This window comes from Mesorhizobium sp. M0244 (genome assembly GCF_040321795.1).
Lineage (GTDB): Bacteria > Pseudomonadota > Alphaproteobacteria > Rhizobiales > Rhizobiaceae > Mesorhizobium.
In genome coordinates, this window is sequence record NZ_JAMYSE010000002.1 from 121,677 (window position 1) to 140,975 (window position 19,299).

Here is a 19,299-nt window from a genome sequence, read left to right on the forward strand (position 1 = left end):
ATGGCCCGGCCGCTTGCCGACGAAGACGAGGAAAAGCCGCTCGACCCCGAGGTCGAAAAGGTGCGGAGGAAGCTCGTCCGCTTCGTCGCCATCAATCTCGGCCTGCTGTTCCTCGCCCTTATGGTGGTGATCGCGGCGCTTGTCTACAAAGCGCCCAACGCGCCGCCTGTCGCCCCGCCGCTGACGAGCGACGTCCAGGTCCCGGCCGGCGAGCCGGTCAGCGGCGACATCGTGCTGCCGGTCGGCGCCAAGGTGATCAGTCAGTCGCTTTCCGGCAATCGCCTCTCGATCGATGCCGAGCTTGCCGACGGCAGCCGTGCCATTTTCGTTTATGATATTACCGAACGCCGCATCGTCGGCCGTTTTTCGATCAGGAACAGATGACCGGTTTTGCCGAAAACCGCAGCATTGCCACGGTCGCGCTCGTCGTCGCAAACTATGACGAGGCGATCTCGTGGTATGTCGACCGGCTGGGTTTTGTCATCGCCGAAGATGTCGACCTCGGCGGCGGCAAACGCTGGGTCACGATCACGCCGGGCAACGGGCAGGGTGCGCGGTTGCTTCTGGCAGAAGCATCCGGCGATGCGCAAGGGGGCGTCGTCGGCAACCAGACCGGCGGCCGGGTCTTTTTGTTCCTCGAAACCGACAATTTTGCCCGCGACCATGCGCTGATGCTCGAAAAGGACGTCGAATTCCGCGAGGCGCCACGCCATGAAGCCTATGGCACTGTAGCGGTCTTCGCCGATCTCTATGGAAATCTCTGGGACCTGATCGAGCCAAAACGCTAGGCTTGCAGCAGATATTTCGCCGGTGCGATCGGCAGCCCGAAGGCTAGTTGCTTTTTCCCGGCCGTCAGCCTATATCGCCGGTTCTTGAACGCGCCCATCGTCTAGCGGTCAGGACACCGCCCTCTCACGGCGGGAACAGGGGTTCGATTCCCCTTGGGCGTACCAAGATCTCACAATATTCATATGCGCCGGCATCGGCTTGGCCATGCCGGGCGACGCTTCTGGCGCAGCGCCCGCAATTGAATTAGCATCACGTCATGAACTATGAGCCGGGAGGCTCAAACCGGCGCACAGAACGCCGGGCAGGGAACGGCTCGAGAGGCCGGATAGGCGATCACCCGTATCCGCAATGCGGATTGCCGATCGTGTGGAGCGCTGCCGCAACTTGATCGGCACGGATCGATGTCGCCCGTGTCATATGACGAGATCGCAGGGAGGAGAGGGCCAATGCAGAAACTGCAGTCGCAGGGCGTTCATCACATCACGCTGGTCGGCGCCGGGCGCCAGACCTCGATCGATTTCTGGGAGGGCGTGCTTGGCATGCCTTTCACCTTCGAGCAGCCCAACCTCGACAAGGCCAGCGAAAGCCATCTCTATTTCGATCCGGGCGACGGCCGGCTGATCACGGTCTTCACCGACGAGAGCCGGACGCCGGTCAAGCGGCGCACGCCGACCGATACGGGCTGCGTCCATCACATTGCTTTCGCGGTGTCGCGCGTCACCTTTCTGCAGGCGGTCGCCCGGCTCGACGAGCGTGAAATCAAGCACAGCGGCGTCAAGGATCGCGGCTTTATGGACTCGATCTACTTCGAGGATCCGCTCGGCCTGCTGATCGAACTCGCCTCCTACCGTTTCGAGCCGCCGGCGGGCTTCACCCATGCCGACGTTCTGATGCAGGCGCACAAGGTCCGCGTCGCGCGCGGCGATTACAACATCGCCGAAGTGCACCTTGCCGATGCGATCCAGGCGCTCGTCGAGCGCTCCCGCGCGACCTTGTCGGAGGATCGCGCACCGAAAAATCCGTACTGACGGCACGCCAAACAAAGGGAGGATATAATGGCAAAGACAGCAACGAAGAGCGCGAAGAAGCCCGTGGCCAAGACAGCCACGCCCCGAGCGAAACCTGCGGCCAAAGCCGCCGCCAAGTCAGCGGCGAAAGTGGCAAAGCCGGCGGCCAAGGTCTCCGCCAAGAAGCTGGCGCCGAAGGCCAAGGCGAAACCGGCGAAAAAGCCCGCGCTCACGCTCAGCATGCTGAAGCCGAGCGTCAACAATATGAGCGTTCGGGTGTTTGCACGCGCCGCCGGGCTCGACCATTCCGAGACCGACGTATGGGGCCAAACGCGCTCGCCCGAATATATGGGGCGGAACCCGGCCCATCTGACGCCGATGATCGAGGACAAGGGTCTGCCGAGAGGTGTCCTGTGGGAAAGCTGCGCCATCATGCAGTACCTCGCCAACAAGCACGGGCTGGAGAACTTATATCCTAAGGCGCCCGCCAAGCGGGCAATGATCGACAGCGCCATGTTCTACCTGATCGGCACGCTCTACCCCTATGTGGCGCGCGCCACCTATCCTGCACTGAATTTTCCGCAATATGCCGGCGAGGTTGGCCACAGCGATGCCCACCCCGACAGGAAATCGGAAGCCCAGAAAGCCGCGGCGGCCGCAATTGCCGAGCCGCTGGAGGTCTTCCACAGCTTCTTCAGGAACGGCAAGCCGTTCATCGGCGGCAAGAACCCGTCGATCGCCGACATCCGCCTGGCGGCGACGCTCGAATTCCTGGCCGTCATCGACTACGCGCTGCCCCAATGGGCAAAAGACTATATGGCGGCGATCGAGAAGAAGCTCGGCAAGGCCTATGCGGAGCCGGCCGGCGACGTGCGCGGCTATATCGCCTATGTGAGGTCGCAGGCCAACGCCTGAGGCACATGCCAATAGCGGTCGTCCGCACGTCTGCAGGAGCCGGTAATGAACTTTTTTTAATCTCCCCTGTTTGCACGATGTGGGGAGCTTAAGGTTTCGTTAACCTAAACCCCTTCTACTGAATCCACCTCCAGCCCGCGACCACGGATGTACTGGCGCGGATGGGAAGCAAAGGTCGGCTGCGCGCCGGCCTTTTGCTTGTTCCAGCCCCTGCCGAAGTTGCGCCTGACGGCGCTTCACGACGCCTGCATGGCTGATGAACCGCGTCGCCATCTTGTCATCGCCGATGTTGGCCCTACCATCGAAGTTAGTCCCGTCCTCGAGGGCGGTTCAAGGACAGAGGCCCTGCCATGAAAAGCATTGCTGGAATGATTGTGATTGCAGGCGCCATGCTGGTGGACGCAACCAGTCAATCGAACGCAGCGACGCTCAACACCATGCCCGAGGTCGGGGCTGCCATCCAGGCGTGCTGGACACCGCCGGCGAATGCCGGGAATTCCACCGTCACCCTGAGCTTCAGCTTCAGGCGCAATGGTACATTGATCGGCCGGCCCAAGCCGACCGCCATCCGCGTTGCCGGCGACGAGAAGGCGCGGCAAGCTTTTGTCGACGCGGCGACCGCAGCCGTGGAACATTGCCTGCCGTTGAGCTTTTCACCAGCGCTGGCTCAAGGCATCCCGGGCAAGGTGTTCACTCTGCAATTCAACTCGCCCAAACAAAAACAGCCTGCACCGCGAGTGCAGACTTCGCCTTGAAGAGCGGGCCAGATGCGTTCGAGGGATCTCAGAGCCGCGATAGATTCGGGATGGAGCTCTAGAATAGCTGTTTGTTTGAGCATGATCTTTTCCGAAAACCGGATTCCACTTTTCGCTGACGCGGACCTTCGGTTCGGGATCATGCTCTAGTGGCGGCTTCGTCTGGCCTCGACATGTCGTGCTAGTTCCGGCATTTCGAAGACATAGTCGCTCCAGGCCGATTCCGGAATCTGGCCGGCGAGATAGCACTCCAGCAAAAGCCTTTGCTCGTGGTCAAGTGGCCTCGGTGCGCGCTCACGGTCCAGCCCAAGTGAATGGAACAGATTTTTGGTCAGCTCCGAGACAGTGAAGTGGATCGACATTTGCGGTCTCCTCCTTTGACCGCTCAACGTCGAACTTGGGACTAAGGTTTCAGCAGGGGGCGGCCGGTAACGCCGGATTGATCGTGGTGCGGAATCCGCCGGGCGCTTCAAACTTCGCCGTGGCGGCAGTCGCGGCGTTGTTGCCGGTTCGTCTCAATCTTGAAATAAAAATGTAATATTGAATTTACGCGAGTAGATATAATACACTAGAACCAAAGTCTCTGGCGGCGATGTGGCCCTCTTCAATTAGATAAAACTGATTTAGCTAGTTCTTATTCATAGTCGACAAAGAAATCCTGTTCTCGGCGCAACAAGCACAATGGTCGCTCCAATGACACGCCTCTGGCCTCTCACGATTCTGATGCTGGTGGCGGCAATAGCCGTTGCGCTCGGCACGTCCTCCTCCTACGCGGATAGCTGCGGCGCCATCAAGAGCCAATTGCTTTCGGCGGGGCGCAGCGGCGGGACCAGCCCCGAGCTTGCCCAACTGCGCCGTCAACTCGCCGCGATTCAAAGGCTGGAGAGACAGCGTCGATGCACGGCGAAAACGGCCGGGTTCTTCTTCAATCCCTGCGCCGACCTGGTCAGCAGCAAGGCGGAGGTGCAACGGCAGATCGCCAGACTGTCGAATTCGGGAAGGGACACGTCCGGCCTGAAGGCCAGGTTCGTCGCGCTGGGCTGCGCCGCACCCGCTGCCAAGAAGCAGCAGCAAGCGCCGCAAGACCAACGGCAGGCACAGCCGCGCACAGCACCCAAACCCCAGTCCGCAGGCGCAACAATGGGTGGCAATCGGATGCTGTTTTGCGTTCGCTTGTCGGACGGATATTTCTTCCCCGCGCCAAAATCGCAGTTCGCCAAGAACGACGATCTGAAGGAAACGGTCGATCAGTGCCGCTACATCTGCGACGATGCCGGCATCGAACTCTATACGCTGAGCGATGCCACCCGCGAAACTGAAGAGATGATCGCGCTCGAGACCCAAAGGCCCTATGTGGAGCTTGCGACAGCCTTCAGCTACCGCGACGACGCGAACTTCAAGGCCTGCGACGTCAAGCGCTATTACCAGCGCGTCGCCGAACTCAGGGCACGAACCGTGACACCGGCCAACATGACCAACGCCCTCATTCCGTTGCCGACGGCAAAGCCGGATTTTGGCATCGTCGCGGAAATTCCTGAATCCGGGATCGAAACTGCCGGTGCCGCTCTCGCAGAGGCAAAAACGCCGGTTGCCGAGGTGCAAGGGGCTGCCCAGCATCAGTCGGTCGAAAGAGCGATTAGCGCGCGGCCGGTGAGAGTGGTCGGGCCGGCCTTTTTCCCGGCGGACTGACCAAGGCGGGCGATGTTCCGAGACGGCGAACGGGTGGCCGGATAGCCGCTTCAAGGCGTAAAGCCCCACGCATCGACGGACGGCCGGTTGGTTATTCGCAGACCATACGGGCCCGTTTGCCGGGTTCGCTGACATTCCTGCAGGTGAGCGGCTTTGCCGGCTCCGACGACAGCATGGGCGGGTTGTTGGCGACCCCCCTCCGTGGCGCTGCAACGGAAGCTGCGCTCCTGCGCACCGCCGGCCTTTTCGGCGATTGCGGCGCCACGGGAAAGACGTCGGTCTCCAACTGCGACTGATCGGCTTGCGCCTGCGAAGAAGGCCGGTCCCAGAAACGGCGAACGTCGAGCGGCTTGGGAATGATCACGGTACCATCATAGCTGCGCGCGCAGCCGCTTCCCAAAAGCAGCACCAGGCACAGGAAGACAGGCGGAATCCGTCGAGACATCAGCAACACCCCTGCAAGCTTATAACGCCGCTTCGGCCTAACCGACAACCGGCGGAATAGTGCAGAGGGAGTAGGTACGGTGAAGTAGAAATCGTCGCACTTCCAGTCGAAGGCTCTGCTCGAAAGATCGAGCACCGGGTCGGGCGCGGATGGCGAGATCCAGCGCGAGGCGAGTTAAACCTTGCGATTCGTCAACGCTTCCAGCGTAAGGCCATGGTGCGATCGCACCATACCAATGCCGCGCTCAGTCGCGACAATAGGATATTCGAAGTTCCGCTCCTCCAGTTACGGGCGGGAGCAGCGACCGCCGGCAAGAAACAGGGTCAGATTTACCCCAACGGACCTGTTTCGGCGATGGCGCGGCCATGACACCTTCTGGCTGCATGCAACGCGCTCTCGCCCGGTTTTTCTTTTCGAGGCCGATTGCTGCGATCTCCGAGGGGATAATGTTGGCCGGAATTCACGCAAGCTGCTGATTCCAGCGGCAAACCGCGGCCATTCCGACAAAGCCCGCGGCCGCTCCTTCTTACCCCGGCTGGACAACGTTACCGGAGCGACATGAAACTGTCATGCGACTGTAATAATCGGGGGCTATTGGCCTCAGCGGGCGCCGGAGGAATGGCGCCGAGAGACCATATTCCGAACAGGAGCAGGCCACATGAGACATTTCATCCGCTCGGCGGCCGTTGCGATTGCAATGGCTGCGGCGACGACCACCCTCACCCTGTCCGCCGCGCTCGCCGCGGACATCTCCGGCGCCGGCGCCACCTTCCCCTACCCGATCTATGCGAAGTGGGCCGACACCTACAAGAAAGACACCGGCATTGGCCTTAACTACCAGTCGATCGGTTCCGGCGGCGGCATCAAGCAGATCAAAGCCAAGACGGTTACCTTCGGCGCTTCGGATGCGCCGCTCAGCGGCGACGAGCTTGAATCGTCCGGACTGGCCCAGTTTCCGATGGTGATGGGCGGCATCGTTCCCGTCGTCAATCTGGAAGGCGTCAAGCCGGGCGAGCTGGTTTTCGACGGAGCGACGCTGGCCGACATCTTCCTCGGCAAGATCACGCAGTGGGACGACGAGGCGATCAAGAAGCTCAATCCCGACGTCAAGCTGCCTTCGCAGGCGATCGCGGTCGTTCACCGTTCCGACGGTTCGGGCACCACGTTCAACTTCACATACTATCTTGGCGACGTCAGTGCGGACTGGAAGGACAAGGTCGGCGTCGACAAGGCAGTGGAATGGCCCGTCGGTATCGGCGCCAAGGGCAATGAGGGCGTTGCCAACAACGTCTCCCAGACCGGCGGCGCGATCGGTTATGTCGAATACGCCTACGCCAAGCAGAACAAGCTCACCTACACCGATCTGATCAACAAGGACGGCAAGAAGGTTGAGCCGACCGCAGTGGCGTTCTCGGCGGCCGCAGCCAACGCCGACTGGAGCTCGAAGCCAGGCTATGGCGTGATCCTCGCCAACCAGTCGGGCGCCGAGTCCTGGCCGATGACGGCGGCGACGTGGATCCTCCTGTACAAAAAGCCGGACGATGCCGCGACCACCGGCGAAGCGCTCAAATTCTTCGCCTGGGCATATGACAAGGGCGATGAGATGGCCGGCGAGCTGGACTACGTTCCGATGCCTGACAAGGTGGTCGAGAGCGTCAAGGCCATGTGGGCCAAGGAAGTCGTCGGCAGCGACGGCAAGCCGCTCTACTCGGCTATGTAATCTCCTCCAGGGAGGGCGTCGACGGCGCCCTCCCTGTTGCCTTCAATCGCGAGGACCCAATGACCATCGCTTCCGATGCCATGCCATCATCTGCAGCAGCCCGGGCCAGGGAAGCTACGGTGCGGCGCTTCGCGCTCACAGATGCCATATTCCGCGGACTCACCCGCGCTTCTGCAATTCTTGTGCTGGTCATCCTCGGCGGTGTCGCGATGTCGCTGTTTGCCGGCTCGTGGCAGGCGCTGTCGGCCTTCGGCTTCTCTTTCCTGACGACCGAAAGCTGGAATCCGGTCACGGAAAAATTTGGCGCGCTGGCGCCGATCTACGGCACCATCGTCACGGCGGCCATCGCCATCCTGATCGCGGTGCCGATCGGCATCGGCATTGCGGTCTTTCTCACCGAACTCTGCCCGCGTCCGCTGAGGCGCCCCATCGGCATAGCGGTCGAGCTCTTGGCCGGCATTCCCTCGATCATCTATGGCATCTGGGGCCTGTTCGTGTTCGCGCCGTTCCTGCAGACGACGATACAGCCCTTCGTCATCAACCTCTTCCATGGTGTGCCGGGACTATCCAGCCTTTTCGCCGGCCCTCCCTACGGCATCGGCCTTCTGACCTCCGCGCTGATCCTTGCCATCATGGTGCTGCCCTTCATCACCTCGATCACCAAGGACGTCTTCGATACGGTGCCGGCGGTGTTGAAGGAATCGGCCTATGGCATCGGCTGCACGACATGGGAAGTGACCCGGCGCGTGGTCATTCCCTATACCCGCATCGGCATCATGGGCGGCGTCATGCTTGGCCTCGGCCGCGCGCTCGGCGAAACCATGGCGGTGACCTTCGTTATCGGCAACGCCCACCGCATCAGCGCCTCCCTGTTCGCTCCGGGCACGACCATCTCGGCGACCATCGCCAACGAATTCACCGAGGCCGACGGCGACCTCTACACCTCTTCGCTGGTTTCGCTCGGCCTGATCCTGTTTGTCATCACCTTCCTGATCCTTGCCGCCGCCCGCTATATGCTGATGCGGATCGACGCCCGTACGGGAGCCTGACCGATGTCGACATCCTCATCGCTCCACAGCCGCCGCAAAGCCAGGAATTCGGTGATGATGACGCTTTGCGTCGTCGCCGCCGGCATCGGGCTTGCCTGGCTGGCGCTCATTCTCGGCGCGTTGGTCTATAAGGGCACAGCCGGGCTTTCGCTCGCGGTCTTCACCGAGATGACGCCACCACCGGGCGAAGCTGGCGGCCTGCTCAACGCCATCGCCGGCAGCCTGGTCATGACGGTCATCGCCGTTATCGTTGGCACGCCAATCGGCGTTCTGGCCGGCACCTACATGGCCGAGTATGGACGCTTTTCGCGCATCACCACCGTCGTCCGCTTCATCAACGACATCCTGTTGTCGGCGCCGTCGATCATCATCGGCTTGTTCGTCTATGAATTGATGGTGCGGCCAATGGGGCATTTCTCGGCGATTGCCGGCGCCGTTGCGCTTGCCATCCTGGTCATTCCGGTGGTCGTGCGCACTACTGAAGACATGCTCAACCTGGTGCCGAACGCGTTGCGTGAAGCCGGCGCCGCGATCGGCGCGCCGCGCTGGGTGGTGATCCGTTCGGTCGCCTACCGCGCCGCATTGTCCGGCATCGTCACCGGCATATTGCTGTCGATAGCACGCATTTCCGGCGAGACGGCGCCGCTGCTCTTCACCGCGCTCAACAACCAGTTCTGGAGCAGCAATATCAACGCGCCGATGGCCAGCCTGCCGGTGACCATCTTCCAGTTCGCTCTCAGCCCTTACGAGGAATGGCAGCAGCTGGCGTGGACCGGCGCACTCATAATCACCCTGACGGTTCTGGGCTTGAGCATCCTCGCCCGCAGCCTTACCGGACGCAGAGAGGACAGATGACACAGATGTTGTCCCCGGACATGACGATGACCGAAACGGTCGCCGAGAAGACGAAGATCGAGGTCAAGAACCTCAACTTCTACTACGGCCAGAGCAAGGCGCTGAAGGACATCAGCCTGTCGCTGCCCGAGCGCAGTGTCACGGCCTTCATCGGGCCTTCGGGCTGCGGGAAGTCGACGCTGCTGCGCGTCTTCAACCGCATCTACGAGCTCTACCCGAAACAGACAGCCGAGGGCCAGGTCCTGCTCGACGGCAAGAACATTCTCGACCGGTCGCAGGATCTCAACCTGCTCAGGACCAAGATCGGCATGGTGTTCCAGAAGCCGACGCCGTTCCCCATGTCGATCTACGAGAACATCGCCTTCGGCGTCAGGCTCTACGAGAATCTCGGCAAGTCCGAGATGGACGGCCGCGTCGAACAGGCGTTGAAGCGTGCCGCGCTTTGGGGCGAGGTCAGGGACAAGCTCAACGCCAGCGGCTTGAGCCTCTCCGGCGGCCAGCAGCAGCGGCTCTGCATTGCCCGCACCGTGGCAGTGAAGCCGGAAGTCATTCTGCTCGACGAACCGGCCTCGGCCCTCGACCCGCTGTCGACCGCCAAGATCGAGGAACTGATCGACGAATTGCAAGCCGACTACACGATCGTCATCGTCACTCACAACATGCAGCAGGCGGCGCGCGTGTCGCGCCAGACTGCCTTCATGTATCTGGGTGAGCTGGTCGAGTTCGACCGGACCGAGAAGATCTTCACGTCGCCCCGCGAGAAGCGCACGCAGGACTACATCACCGGCCGCTTCGGCTGAGCGGTGCCGATCACGCAGACGAGGACAATATCATGGCCGAACATACAGTCGCGTCTTTCGACGAGGATCTCGAGCAGATCAGCAAGCTGATCCGCGACATGGCCGATCTCGCCGGTTCGATGGTCGGCGGGGCGACCAAGGCCCTGTTGAATTCCGACAATGCGCTGGCGCAGCGCGTTGTTTCGGACGACGCCATCATGGATGCGCGTCAACGCGAACTGGACGACCGCGCCATCACCCTGATCGCCAAGCGCCAGCCGATGGCCCACGATCTGCGCCATGTCGTCGGGGCGATCCGCATGGCCGGCGACCTCGAACGCATCGGCGACCTTGCCAAGAATATCGCCAAGCGTGTGAGTGCGGTCGGCCTCAGCGTCACGCCGCGCGACCTATCGCATTCCATCGATGCGATGGCGCAGCTGGTGCTCATCCAGGTGCAGGGCGTCATCGAGGAGTATGCTGCCGGCGATGCGGCCGCGCTGGCCAAGCTACGCGCCGCCGACGAGCGCATCGACGTCAAATACACGTCCGTGTTCCGCGAGCTGTTGACGTACATGATGGAAGACCCGCGCAACATCACCGCTTGCACGCATCTGCTGTTCTGCGCCAAGAATCTGGAGCGGATCGGCGACCATGTCACCAACATCGCCGAAAATGCGTATTATGTGCTGACCGGCGAGCAATTGCCTGTCAATCGTCCGAAGCAGGACGAAACGACAATGTCCGCACCGGTGACATGATGGGGGTGCCCAGCCGATGATCGCACCACGCATAATGGTGGTGGAGGACGAGGAGCCGTTGGGTGTGCTGCTCCGCTACAATCTCGAATCCGAAGGCTACCAGGTCGAGGTGGTGACACGCGGCGACGAAGCCGAGATCCGTTTGCAGGAGAATGTGCCCGATCTTCTGGTGCTCGACTGGATGATACCAGCGGTTTCCGGCATCGAGCTCTGCCGACGGTTGCGGGTGCGCCCCGAAACCGAGCGGCTGCCGATCATCATGCTGACCGCGCGCGGCGAGGAGAGCGACCGGGTGCGCGGTCTTTCGACCGGCGCCGACGACTATCTGGTCAAACCGTTTTCGACACCGGAATTCATGGCCAGGGTCAAGGCGCTGCTGCGCCGCGCCAAGCCGGAAGTGCTGTCCAGCGTGCTGAAGGTCGGCGACATCGTGCTCGATCGCGAATCGCACAGGGTCTATCGCAAGAAGAGCGAAATCCGGCTCGGGCCGACCGAATTCCGGCTGCTCGAATTCATGATGCGGCATCCCGGCCGCGTCTTCTCGCGCAGCCAGTTGCTCGATAATGTCTGGGGCGAGACGATCTACATCGACGAACGCACCGTCGACGTGCATGTCGGGCGGCTGCGCAAAGCCGTCAATAACGGCCGCATGCCGGATGTCATCCGCACCATCCGCGGTGCCGGCTATGCGATCAGGGAAGATTGACCTGCCTGGTCAGGCTACGTTCTTTCTGATGCCGGGCCTCATTTGCGCGCCCGGCGCGAAAATCTCCTGGTCGACGAAGCTTAACGCCCGCATCGCGCAGCCTTCGCGGATCAGCGGCAATTCGTTCGGCTCGGTGTCGAAGGAGATCGAGCTCGAATGCTGGCCACCGGCGGTCTGGGCGATGGCCTTGCGCAAGGCCGGCTCGATCAGATCGAAGGCGGCGGCACTGACGCCGACCATCGCGACCGGTGCTGGATCGATCAGCGCGAACAACGAGCCGAGACCGAAACCCAGCGCTTCGCCGGCCCTGCGGTAGGCCTCGCGTTCCGGCCCATCCTTCTCGCGGGCCCGGGCCGCCAACGCGCGCATGTCGGCGTCGCTGACGTCGGCGACCGGTTTGCTGTCTTCGCTCATCCCCGTAGCGTTGCGCCAGATGGCGTAATTGCCTGCATAGGCCTCGATGCAGCCGCGCCGCCCGCAACGGCAGAGCGCGCCGCCTGGACGATGGATCATGTGGCCAAACTCGCCGCCCGAGGAATGCGTGCCGGTGAACAGCTCGCCCTTCAGCACCAGCCCCATGCCGATGCCGTGCGAAAGCAGGATGGCGATGAAGTCGTCGCGATAGCGATCCGGATCGCGCCAGCGCAAAGCCACCGCCATCATATTGCAATCGTTCTCCACCGTGGCCGGGATGCCGAATTCGTCTTCCAGCATGTCGGCAAAGGCGATGTCCGTCTGCGGCGTGATCGGCGACCACAGCATGGCGCGTGCAGGGGAGTCGGTAATTCCCTGAATCGCCAGGGCGATGCGGGCGACACTGCGGACGTCAAGGTCTGGATCTTCCAGCCGGCGCCGGACGATGGCCATGCATTCGCGGATCAGCTCGTCGCGCGGCATGGTCAGCGTGTCCAGCCGGCGCTGTTCCTCGACGACCACCTGTCCCGCATAGTCGATGATGGCGGCCGACAGGAAATTCAGCGACAACACCACGGTCAGCACCGCCGCCGCTTCCGGGTTGAGGGCGAGGCCGACCTGCGGACGACCGCGTTTCAACGAAACGGGCTCGTTTGCCTTGCTCTCGGCGAGGATGCCTTCCCGTATCAGGTCGGAGGAGATCGCCGATATGGTCGAATGGCTGAGGCCGGTGGTTGCAGCGATCTCCGTACGCGACGGCTGGCTGGCCCGGCGCACCGCCGAGATCACCATCGCCCGGTTGCGCCGGCGCAAATCGTCATGGCGGATTCCGACCGACATCGTTTTGCTTTCCTCCCGGTTGCCGCGGCCGCTCATGAACCGGAAGCCGTCGGTAATGTCCGACAAATAGTGTCAGATACAGGCAAATAGTGTCAGATGCCGGCGGCGCTGTCATCGTTTATTCCGACACTCGAAAAAACTCGGAGAGTCATCAAAATCCATCAGAATCGATGTTGACAGCAGCCGGAGATCGGGTCAGTATTTTTTCGAGGCTCGAAAAAATTAACGCCTCTAGCTGGTCTTTGGGCCAATTGGTCACGCCGTACGCGGCGCAGGGAGGATATGATGAAGAAATTCACGACCGCCATTCTGGCGGGTGTCGCCATGACGCTGACGCTCGCGTCGGTGGCGCAGGCTAAGGACAAGGTCATCGGCGTTTCGTGGTCGAATTTCCAGGAGGAGCGCTGGAAGACCGACGAAGCCGCAATGAAGGCCGCCATCGAGGCCGCCGGCGACAAGTATATTTCCGCCGATGCACAGTCCAACCCGGGCAAGCAGCTCACCGACGTCGAGAGCCTGATCTCGCAGGGTGCCAACGCACTGATCATCCTGGCGCAGGACGCCTCGGCGATCGGGCCGGCTGTGCAGAAGGCGCTGGACGAAGGTATTCCGGTCGTCGGCTACGACCGGCTGATCGAGAACAAAGACGTCTTTTACCTGACCTTCGACAACAAGGAGGTCGGCCGCATGCAGGCCCGCGAAGTGTTCAAGGTGAAGCCGGAAGGCAACTACGTCTTCATCAAGGGCTCGGGCGCCGATCCGAATGCCGATTTCCTGTTTGCCGGTTCGATGGAAGTGCTGAAGGACGCCATCGACAGCGGCAAGATCAAGAATGTCGGCGAGGCCTATACCGACGGCTGGCTGCCGGCCAACGCCCAGAAGAACATGGAACAGTTCCTGACCGCGAACGACAACAAGGTCGATGCCGTAGTCGCCGCCAATGACGGCACCGCCGGCGGCGTCGTCGCCGCGCTGACGGCGCAAGGGCTGGCCGGATCCGTTCCGGTCTCGGGCCAGGACGGCGACCACGCCGCGCTGAACCGCATCGCGCTCGGCACACAGACCGTGTCGGTGTGGAAGGACGCGCGCGAGCTCGGCAAGAACGCCGCCGAGATCGCCTCGCAACTGGCCGACGGCAAGCAGATGACCGACGTTGCGGGCGTTAAGGATTTCACCACGCCCGGCGGCAACACCGTCAAGTCGCTGTTCCTGACCCCGGTCGCCATCACCAAGGACAACCTCAACGTCGTCATCGACGCCGGCTGGATCAAGAAAGAAGAAGTCTGCGCCGGCGTGGCGGCGGGCACTGTTCCGGTCTGCAACTGATCCGACGTTTCCGAGAAGTCCGAACGCCGCGGCTGCTCGCCGCGGCGTTTTTTCAAGAAGAATTGTTTTTCCGCTTCCGGCGGATAACTTCTAGGCTGCTTCCGGCATCCGCGGCAGACGGCAACCCGGCGGGAGAAACATCATGACCGACACGACTTCCAACACGCCGGTCGACAGCTCGACCGCAGACCGGGCGCGTGAATCCGAGCTCGGCGTCGTTGCCCGATTTCTCAAGGCAACCGAACTCGACACGCGCATGCTCGGCATGGTCGGCGCGCTGCTGGTCATCTGGGTCGGGATCCACATATTGTCAGGCGGGCTCTTCCTGACGCCGCGCAATCTCTGGAACCTTTCCGTGCAGACCTCCTCGGTGGCGATCATGGCGACAGGCATGGTGCTGGTCATCGTGATGCGCAACATCGATCTTTCCGTCGGTTCGGTGGAAGGCGTGATCGGCATGGTGATGGGCGTGGCGCAGGCCGAATTCCTCGTCCGCGTCATGGGGTTTCAGCTTGGCAGCCCCTGGCTGTGGGTCATTGCACTGGCCGCCGGCCTGGTGCTCGGCCTGGCTATCGGAGCGTTTCAGGGTTTCATCATCGCCTATCTCGAGGTTCCTGCCTTCATCGTGACGCTCGGCGGATTGCTGATCTGGCGCGGCATGGCATGGCTGATTACCAGCGGGCGCACCGTTGCGCCGCTGGACAGGACCTTCCAGCTGATGGGCGGCGGACCACGCGGCTCGATCGGCGCCACCTGGAGCTGGATCGTCGGTGTCGTCGCCTGCGCGGCCGTTGCCTTCGTGCTCTTCAACGGCCGCTCGCAGCGCAAGCGGTTCAAGTTCCCGCTGCGCCCTGTCTGGGCGGAAACCTTGCTCGGCGTGATAGCCTGCGCCGCCATCCTTGGCGCCGTCTGGATCGCCAATTCCTATCCTTGGCCGGTCGGCATCGTACGCCAATATGCCCAGCAGAACGGCATCACCATTCCCGAGGGCGGGTTGTTCATCGCCCACGGCATCGCCATACCGGTGCTGATGGCCGTGGCCGCGGGCATTGTCATGACCTTCATCACCAGGCGCACCCGTTTCGGCCGCTATGTCTTCGCCATCGGCGGCAATCCGGAGGCTGCCAATCTCGCCGGCATCAACACACGCTGGGTGACCATGAAGGTGTTCATGATCATGGGCGTGCTGGCCGCGATCAGTGCGGCGATCGCATCGGCCCGCCTCAACGCGTCGACCAATGCGCTGGGGACCCTGGACGAGCTCCTGGTCATCGCGGCGGCCGTGATCGGCGGCACGTCGCTCGCCGGCGGCTCCGGCACGGTGCTCGGCGCCATGCTCGGCGCGCTTCTGATGCAGTCGCTGCAATCCGGCATGGTGCTGCTCGGCATCGATTCGCCGCTGCAGAGCATCGTTGTCGGCGCCGTGCTGGTGGTCGCGGTGTGGCTCGATACCGTCTATCGCAAACGGGTCTGAGCATGATCCCGAACCGAAGATCCGCGTCAGCGAAAAGTGGAAACCGGTTTTTGCTGCCGCTGACCTTCGGTTCGGACAAGATCATGCTCAAGCAAGATCTATAGGGAGGAGGAACGAGCATGGCAGACAAGACCGCTCCCACGGGCACGCCGCTGATCGAGATGCGCAACATTTCCATCGCCTTCGGCGGCATTCGCGCCGTCGACGATGCCTCGGTCGATCTTTTCCCGGGCGAGGTGATGGCTTTGCTCGGCCATAACGGTGCCGGCAAATCGACGTTGATAAAAATCTTGTCTGGCGCCTACAAGCGCGATGCGGGCCAGATTTTCGTCAACGGCGAGGAGGCTTCGATCTCCAACCCGCGCGACGCCAAAAAGTACGGCATCGAGACGATCTACCAGACGCTGGCGCTGGCCGACAATGTCGACGCGGCCGCCAACCTGTTTCTCGGCCGCGAGCTGATGACCGGCTGGGGTACGCTCGACGACGTCGCCATGGAGGCCGAGGCGCGCAAGGTGATGGGCAGGCTCAATCCGCGTTTCCAACGCTTCAAGGAGCCGGTAATAAGGCTTTCGGGCGGCCAGCGGCAGTCGGTTGCGATCGCCCGCGCCATCCTGTTCAACGCCCGCATCCTGATCATGGACGAGCCGACGGCGGCACTGGGGCCGCAAGAAACTGCGCAGGTCGGCGAACTGGTCAAGCAGCTCAAGGCCGACGGCATCGGCATCTTCCTGATCAGCCACGACATTCACGACGTGTTCGAGCTTGCCGACCGCGTCTGCGTCATGAAGAACGGTCGGGTTGTCGGCACGGCGCGCACAACCGACGTCACCCAGGACGAGGTGCTCGGCATGATCATTCTCGGCAAATGCCCGCCCGGCGCCATACCGGGCCCGGGGGCCCTGAAGATCGCCGCTTGAACAAGAATTAGCCGGCTAATCAAATGCGGCGTAATGTGCCAGTCGTCACCATGCTTTGGCCTCGCCATTGTGTTGACGCCGGGACTTGCCCATAAAGAACCTTCCATGGCCCGTATCAGCAATTGAAAAAGCTCTTTCCGACCGTCGCTTTCATCGCCGTCGCGCTGATCAGCCTGACGATGGCGGGTTTTGCCTATTTTGCCACCCAGGAAGCGGCCCGCATAAAATTCGAGGCGACGGCAGACGACGCGCTCAACCGGATCGAAAGCCGCATCGACCTGGACCTGTCGCTGCTGCGCTCGACCCAGGCGCTGTTCGATGCGCGCAATGGCGGTATCTCGCAAGGCGAGTTCAAGGCTTTCTTCAACGCACTCGACATCGACAATAATTTCGCCGGCCTGCGCGGCATCGGCTTCCTCCGCCTGGCGAAAACTGAAAACGACGCGGCGGTCGAGCGCGACATCCTGCACGACCACGGCGCAAGCCATGCGATCTATCCCGACACGAACTTGCCCTGGCGTACGCCCATCGTGCTGTTCGAGCCGCTGGATCCGTCCAACAAATCCAGCATCGGCTACGACATGTTCACCCAGCCGGTGCGGCGCGAGGCGATCGAAAAAGCGTTGGCCGACGACCAGCAGCATGCCAGCGGGCTTGCGCAGCTCGGCAAGGAAACGGGTGCCGCGCAGACCTTCACCGGGTTCTTCGTCTTCGTCCGGCTTAATGTCGAAACCGCGCCGGACGCCGTCAACGCGTCGAGATCCTCAACTGCCGGTTTCCTCTATGCGGCCTTCCGCTCCCGGGACCTGTTCCAGGCCGCGCTCAGCCGGGCGCCACTGTTGCCGGTCAATACCGAGGTCTACGACGGCGTGGTGAACAGCGACAATCTGCTGTTCCAGTCGGAAACGCCGCCTGTTTCGGCCCTCGGCGACAGGCTGCTGGTCACCCGCAAAATCACTGTTGCCGGCCGGCCGTGGACTGTCCTGTTCAGGCCGACAAGTGCTTTTTCGCAACCTTCCTCGCGCGCCATTCCGGTGATGCTGGGATTGTTCGGCCTGCTGCTTGCCGGCGCCATCGCGCTGGTGGCCCGCTATCAGGAGCGGGCCTATGAGGCGGTCTCGCTGCTTCACGAAACGACCGAGAAGAGCCTACTGGAAAAAGACCTGATGCTGCAGGAGATGAAGCATCGCATCAAGAACTCGATCACGCGGGTGCTGGCAATCGCGCGCCAGACAGCATCGCACGCCGCCGACGTCCAGGAATTCTCGACGTCTTTCTCGGCCCGGCTGCAGGCAATGGCGGCTTCCCAGGACATGCTGACGCGCTCACGCTGGCAGAAAGCCGATCTTGGCGACCTGCTGCGCATCGAGCTCGGCCAAGTGTTCGGCAATGAGCTTCCCGAAGAGCTGTTGTCGGGACCGGAGGTTCTTCTCGACGAGAAGACGACGCAGGCGCTCGGCCTCGTCTTTCACGAACTGGCGACGAACGCGTTAAAATATGGCGAAGCCGGCAATTCGGCCAACACCCTCAAGGGCGGCTGGGCGCTCAAGGTCGACTGGTCGCTCGAAGGCCGCGGACGCGTCCGCACACTGGTCCTCAACTGGCGTGAGGCCGGGCAGAAAAAGCTCAAGACACCGGCAAAGAGCGGTTTTGGAACCAGACTGATCGATCTCAACGTCACGCGCGAATTACGCGGTACGATCAGGCGCGACTTTCGTGAGGACGGTCTGAACGTGGAGATCAGGATTCCGCTGCCGGCCTGAAACTTCATTCCATGAGCCGCATCACGAGAGCGCTTTGCGCGCGCAAACGCGGAGACATATCTGCCTCCGCGTTTGACGTTGGCCTGTTTTTCGAAACTAGTTGCAGCGGGCTGTGTAGATCCGGCCGTGACGATCTCTGTATTGGCAATAGCCATTCTGCAGACGGCGAACGAGCAGGCCGCCAATCGCACCAGCGCCAGCACCGATCAAAGCGCCCTTGCCGCCGCCGACGGCGCCACCGATGAGCGCGCCGCCCACAGTGCCGATACCCACGTTCTCCTCCGTGGTGGTGCAGCCGCTGACCGCAACCACGGCAACCATGGCAATAATCATCTTCCGCATGAAGTCACTCCTCACTTTGTCCTCACTTTAGTAAGCTCCAGCCGCCATTTAGCATGAAAGCACGGCCTTTGCCCGCACGATTTCATTGTTGATTAAGATAGTCTTTTTCGGGGCGCGCGGCGTTCGATGCTACCATGAAGTTGGAAATCTCCAAGGAGGCATCGAGCGTGCCGTCCGGACGCACGCTCCAGACGATCCGGTCATAATCGTCCTCGAGCGCCGGATCGACGGCAAGGCATTTGGCGACGATATGCTGGGCTTGATCGCGGAGGTTGGTCACCGCAAGCGGGCGCGCGGCCATGCACTCCGCCTCGGTTTCGAAAACGCTTACCGGCGTAGGCAATTCACGACACGCGGTCATGCCGTTCGAACAGCCGACAACCAACAGCAAAGCGGCAATGTGCTCCATGGCAAGGGACCTCTCGCCACGGAAACGGTCCAAATCCCTCAAAGTTCCTGGACAGTGCGATCAAGCCGACGTGAGCAGGCAGAAGCTGCCGGCAATCTTGGCGAGCTCGATCAAATCAACTGGGACGCGGCCGCCAGGACGAGCGCGGCTATGAGCGCGTAAACGGCAAAGCGGAGCGGCGAAGCGCGAGGCACGGGCGCTGCGAACGCGTCGGGGTCCTGAAACCCGCCCATCGAAATGCGAGCGGCCTGTTCCATTCTGTTCAAGTCTGCAGCCGTCAAGGCCTATTCCTTTCATATTGCGCCAAACTGCGATCGAGATCCGGCGGATCGGCACGTTCA

The 19,299-nt window shown here is 62.0% G+C and carries 21 protein-coding genes and 1 tRNA gene; 17 read left to right on the plus strand and 5 right to left on the minus strand.

Annotation, left to right across the window (positions count from 1 at the left end; translation table 11 throughout):
* From NKJ08_RS02885 to tolA, 6 genes are all read left to right on the plus strand, one after another.
* Positions 1–384, plus strand: coding sequence for a fimbrial protein (locus tag NKJ08_RS02885; RefSeq protein WP_352781188.1), 384 nt, complete (start codon positions 1–3; stop codon positions 382–384).
* Positions 381–788: a VOC family protein gene (locus NKJ08_RS02890; protein ID WP_352522778.1), complete on the plus strand. Its 408-nt coding sequence runs from the start codon at positions 381–383 to the stop codon at positions 786–788. The genes NKJ08_RS02885 and NKJ08_RS02890 overlap by 4 nt, the downstream gene beginning before the upstream one ends.
* A gap of 90 nt (positions 789–878) precedes the next feature.
* Positions 879–953 (plus strand) — tRNA-Glu (locus NKJ08_RS02895).
* Between the two features lie 282 nt (positions 954–1,235).
* A complete protein-coding gene (locus NKJ08_RS02900) occupies positions 1,236–1,817 on the plus strand; it encodes a VOC family protein (protein ID WP_352529170.1) in 582 nt (193 codons plus the stop codon).
* 27 nt (positions 1,818–1,844) lie between these two features.
* Positions 1,845–2,711: a glutathione S-transferase family protein gene (locus NKJ08_RS02905; RefSeq protein ID WP_352529168.1), complete on the plus strand. Its 867-nt coding sequence runs from the start codon at positions 1,845–1,847 to the stop codon at positions 2,709–2,711.
* A 350-nt stretch (positions 2,712–3,061) separates the two neighbouring features.
* Positions 3,062–3,466 (plus strand): cell envelope integrity protein TolA, encoded by a 405-nt coding sequence (gene tolA, locus NKJ08_RS02910; RefSeq protein ID WP_352529166.1) that lies wholly within the window; start codon positions 3,062–3,064, stop codon positions 3,464–3,466.
* Positions 3,467–3,612: 146 nt separating this feature from the next.
* Here the strand turns inward: tolA and NKJ08_RS02915 are convergent, their stop codons facing one another.
* Positions 3,613–3,828 carry a hypothetical protein gene (locus NKJ08_RS02915; protein WP_352529164.1) on the minus strand — a complete coding sequence of 72 codons (216 nt, stop codon included), beginning with the start codon at positions 3,826–3,828 and terminating at the stop codon, positions 3,613–3,615.
* A 331-nt stretch (positions 3,829–4,159) separates the two neighbouring features.
* Here NKJ08_RS02915 and NKJ08_RS02920 point away from each other — a divergent pair, with 331 nt between their 5' ends.
* The gene (locus NKJ08_RS02920; protein ID WP_352529162.1) at positions 4,160–5,155 is read left to right on the plus strand and encodes a DUF2865 domain-containing protein; all 996 of its coding nucleotides are present in this window, start codon (positions 4,160–4,162) and stop codon (positions 5,153–5,155) included.
* 91 nt (positions 5,156–5,246) lie between these two features.
* On the opposite strand, the gene NKJ08_RS02925 is transcribed toward NKJ08_RS02920, so the two are convergent.
* Positions 5,247–5,600: a hypothetical protein gene (locus NKJ08_RS02925; RefSeq protein ID WP_352529160.1), complete on the minus strand. Its 354-nt coding sequence runs from the start codon at positions 5,598–5,600 to the stop codon at positions 5,247–5,249.
* 658 nt (positions 5,601–6,258) lie between these two features.
* Here NKJ08_RS02925 and pstS point away from each other — a divergent pair.
* The 6 genes from pstS (at position 6,259) to phoB (ending at position 11,470) form a co-directional block, all read left to right on the plus strand.
* On the plus strand, positions 6,259–7,320 hold the full coding sequence (pstS, locus tag NKJ08_RS02930) for a phosphate ABC transporter substrate-binding protein PstS (protein WP_352529158.1): 1,062 nt from the start codon (positions 6,259–6,261) through the stop codon (positions 7,318–7,320).
* An 80-nt stretch (positions 7,321–7,400) separates the two neighbouring features.
* Positions 7,401–8,369: a phosphate ABC transporter permease subunit PstC gene (gene pstC, locus NKJ08_RS02935; RefSeq protein WP_502906301.1), complete on the plus strand. Its 969-nt coding sequence runs from the start codon at positions 7,401–7,403 to the stop codon at positions 8,367–8,369.
* A gap of 3 nt (positions 8,370–8,372) precedes the next feature.
* Positions 8,373–9,224 carry a phosphate ABC transporter permease PstA gene (gene pstA, locus NKJ08_RS02940; RefSeq protein WP_352529154.1) on the plus strand — a complete coding sequence of 284 codons (852 nt, stop codon included), beginning with the start codon at positions 8,373–8,375 and terminating at the stop codon, positions 9,222–9,224.
* Positions 9,221–10,024, plus strand: a complete 804-nt coding sequence (gene pstB, locus NKJ08_RS02945) for a phosphate ABC transporter ATP-binding protein PstB (protein ID WP_352529152.1) — start codon at positions 9,221–9,223, stop codon at positions 10,022–10,024. Before pstA ends, pstB begins: the two co-directional genes overlap by 4 nt.
* A 32-nt stretch (positions 10,025–10,056) precedes the next feature.
* Positions 10,057–10,764 carry a phosphate signaling complex protein PhoU gene (phoU, locus tag NKJ08_RS02950; RefSeq protein ID WP_352529150.1) on the plus strand — a complete coding sequence of 236 codons (708 nt, stop codon included), beginning with the start codon at positions 10,057–10,059 and terminating at the stop codon, positions 10,762–10,764.
* Between the two features lie 16 nt (positions 10,765–10,780).
* Positions 10,781–11,470: a phosphate regulon transcriptional regulator PhoB gene (gene phoB, locus NKJ08_RS02955; RefSeq protein ID WP_031212149.1), complete on the plus strand. Its 690-nt coding sequence runs from the start codon at positions 10,781–10,783 to the stop codon at positions 11,468–11,470.
* 9 nt (positions 11,471–11,479) lie between these two features.
* Here the strand turns inward: phoB and NKJ08_RS02960 are convergent, their stop codons facing one another.
* The gene (locus NKJ08_RS02960; protein ID WP_352529148.1) at positions 11,480–12,724 is read right to left on the minus strand and encodes an ROK family protein; all 1,245 of its coding nucleotides are present in this window, start codon (positions 12,722–12,724) and stop codon (positions 11,480–11,482) included.
* A 285-nt stretch (positions 12,725–13,009) separates the two neighbouring features.
* On the opposite strand from NKJ08_RS02960, the gene xylF reads away from it, so the two are divergent.
* The 4 genes from xylF (at position 13,010) to NKJ08_RS02980 (ending at position 18,207) form a co-directional block, all read left to right on the plus strand.
* On the plus strand, positions 13,010–14,050 hold the full coding sequence (gene xylF / locus NKJ08_RS02965; RefSeq protein WP_352529176.1) for a D-xylose ABC transporter substrate-binding protein: 1,041 nt from the start codon (positions 13,010–13,012) through the stop codon (positions 14,048–14,050).
* A 142-nt stretch (positions 14,051–14,192) separates the two neighbouring features.
* Entirely contained in the window at positions 14,193–15,524 is a 1,332-nt protein-coding gene (locus NKJ08_RS02970; protein ID WP_352529146.1) for a sugar ABC transporter permease, read from the plus strand.
* A gap of 119 nt (positions 15,525–15,643) precedes the next feature.
* Positions 15,644–16,444: an ATP-binding cassette domain-containing protein gene (locus NKJ08_RS02975; protein ID WP_352529144.1), complete on the plus strand. Its 801-nt coding sequence runs from the start codon at positions 15,644–15,646 to the stop codon at positions 16,442–16,444.
* 122 nt (positions 16,445–16,566) lie between these two features.
* On the plus strand, positions 16,567–18,207 hold the full coding sequence (locus tag NKJ08_RS02980) for a CHASE domain-containing protein (RefSeq protein WP_352529142.1): 1,641 nt from the start codon (positions 16,567–16,569) through the stop codon (positions 18,205–18,207).
* A gap of 96 nt (positions 18,208–18,303) precedes the next feature.
* Here the strand turns inward: NKJ08_RS02980 and NKJ08_RS02985 are convergent, their stop codons facing one another.
* Together NKJ08_RS02985 and NKJ08_RS02990 are read right to left on the minus strand one after the other, a co-directional pair.
* A complete protein-coding gene (locus tag NKJ08_RS02985) occupies positions 18,304–18,549 on the minus strand; it encodes a YMGG-like glycine zipper-containing protein (protein ID WP_006328050.1) in 246 nt (81 codons plus the stop codon).
* 82 nt (positions 18,550–18,631) lie between these two features.
* Positions 18,632–18,958 carry a hypothetical protein gene (locus tag NKJ08_RS02990; protein WP_352529140.1) on the minus strand — a complete coding sequence of 109 codons (327 nt, stop codon included), beginning with the start codon at positions 18,956–18,958 and terminating at the stop codon, positions 18,632–18,634.
* Positions 18,959–19,299 lie beyond the last annotated feature (341 nt).

Bases quoted from the DNA above. Each gene is read 5' to 3' on its own strand.
- pstA (WP_352529154.1), top strand. From the start codon at position 8,373: ATGTCGACATCCTCATCGCTCCACAGCCGCCGCAAAGCCAGGAATTCG.
- NKJ08_RS02890 (WP_352522778.1), top strand. From the start codon at position 381: ATGACCGGTTTTGCCGAAAACCGCAGCATTGCCACGGTCGCGCTCGTC.
- NKJ08_RS02915 (WP_352529164.1), bottom strand. From the start codon at position 3,828: ATGTCGATCCACTTCACTGTCTCGGAGCTGACCAAAAATCTGTTCCAT.
- phoB (WP_031212149.1), top strand. From the start codon at position 10,781: ATGATCGCACCACGCATAATGGTGGTGGAGGACGAGGAGCCGTTGGGT.
- NKJ08_RS02925 (WP_352529160.1), bottom strand. From the start codon at position 5,600: ATGTCTCGACGGATTCCGCCTGTCTTCCTGTGCCTGGTGCTGCTTTTG.
- NKJ08_RS02970 (WP_352529146.1), top strand. From the start codon at position 14,193: ATGACCGACACGACTTCCAACACGCCGGTCGACAGCTCGACCGCAGAC.
- pstS (WP_352529158.1), top strand. From the start codon at position 6,259: ATGAGACATTTCATCCGCTCGGCGGCCGTTGCGATTGCAATGGCTGCG.
- NKJ08_RS02885 (WP_352781188.1), top strand. From the start codon at position 1: ATGGCCCGGCCGCTTGCCGACGAAGACGAGGAAAAGCCGCTCGACCCC.
- xylF (WP_352529176.1), top strand. From the start codon at position 13,010: ATGAAGAAATTCACGACCGCCATTCTGGCGGGTGTCGCCATGACGCTG.
- tolA (WP_352529166.1), top strand. From the start codon at position 3,062: ATGAAAAGCATTGCTGGAATGATTGTGATTGCAGGCGCCATGCTGGTG.
- NKJ08_RS02905 (WP_352529168.1), top strand. From the start codon at position 1,845: ATGGCAAAGACAGCAACGAAGAGCGCGAAGAAGCCCGTGGCCAAGACA.
- NKJ08_RS02975 (WP_352529144.1), top strand. From the start codon at position 15,644: ATGGCAGACAAGACCGCTCCCACGGGCACGCCGCTGATCGAGATGCGC.
- phoU (WP_352529150.1), top strand. From the start codon at position 10,057: ATGGCCGAACATACAGTCGCGTCTTTCGACGAGGATCTCGAGCAGATC.
- pstB (WP_352529152.1), top strand. From the start codon at position 9,221: ATGACACAGATGTTGTCCCCGGACATGACGATGACCGAAACGGTCGCC.
- NKJ08_RS02990 (WP_352529140.1), bottom strand. From the start codon at position 18,958: ATGGAGCACATTGCCGCTTTGCTGTTGGTTGTCGGCTGTTCGAACGGC.
- NKJ08_RS02985 (WP_006328050.1), bottom strand. From the start codon at position 18,549: ATGCGGAAGATGATTATTGCCATGGTTGCCGTGGTTGCGGTCAGCGGC.
- NKJ08_RS02960 (WP_352529148.1), bottom strand. From the start codon at position 12,724: ATGTCGGTCGGAATCCGCCATGACGATTTGCGCCGGCGCAACCGGGCG.
- pstC (WP_502906301.1), top strand. From the start codon at position 7,401: ATGCCATCATCTGCAGCAGCCCGGGCCAGGGAAGCTACGGTGCGGCGC.
- NKJ08_RS02900 (WP_352529170.1), top strand. From the start codon at position 1,236: ATGCAGAAACTGCAGTCGCAGGGCGTTCATCACATCACGCTGGTCGGC.
- NKJ08_RS02920 (WP_352529162.1), top strand. From the start codon at position 4,160: ATGACACGCCTCTGGCCTCTCACGATTCTGATGCTGGTGGCGGCAATA.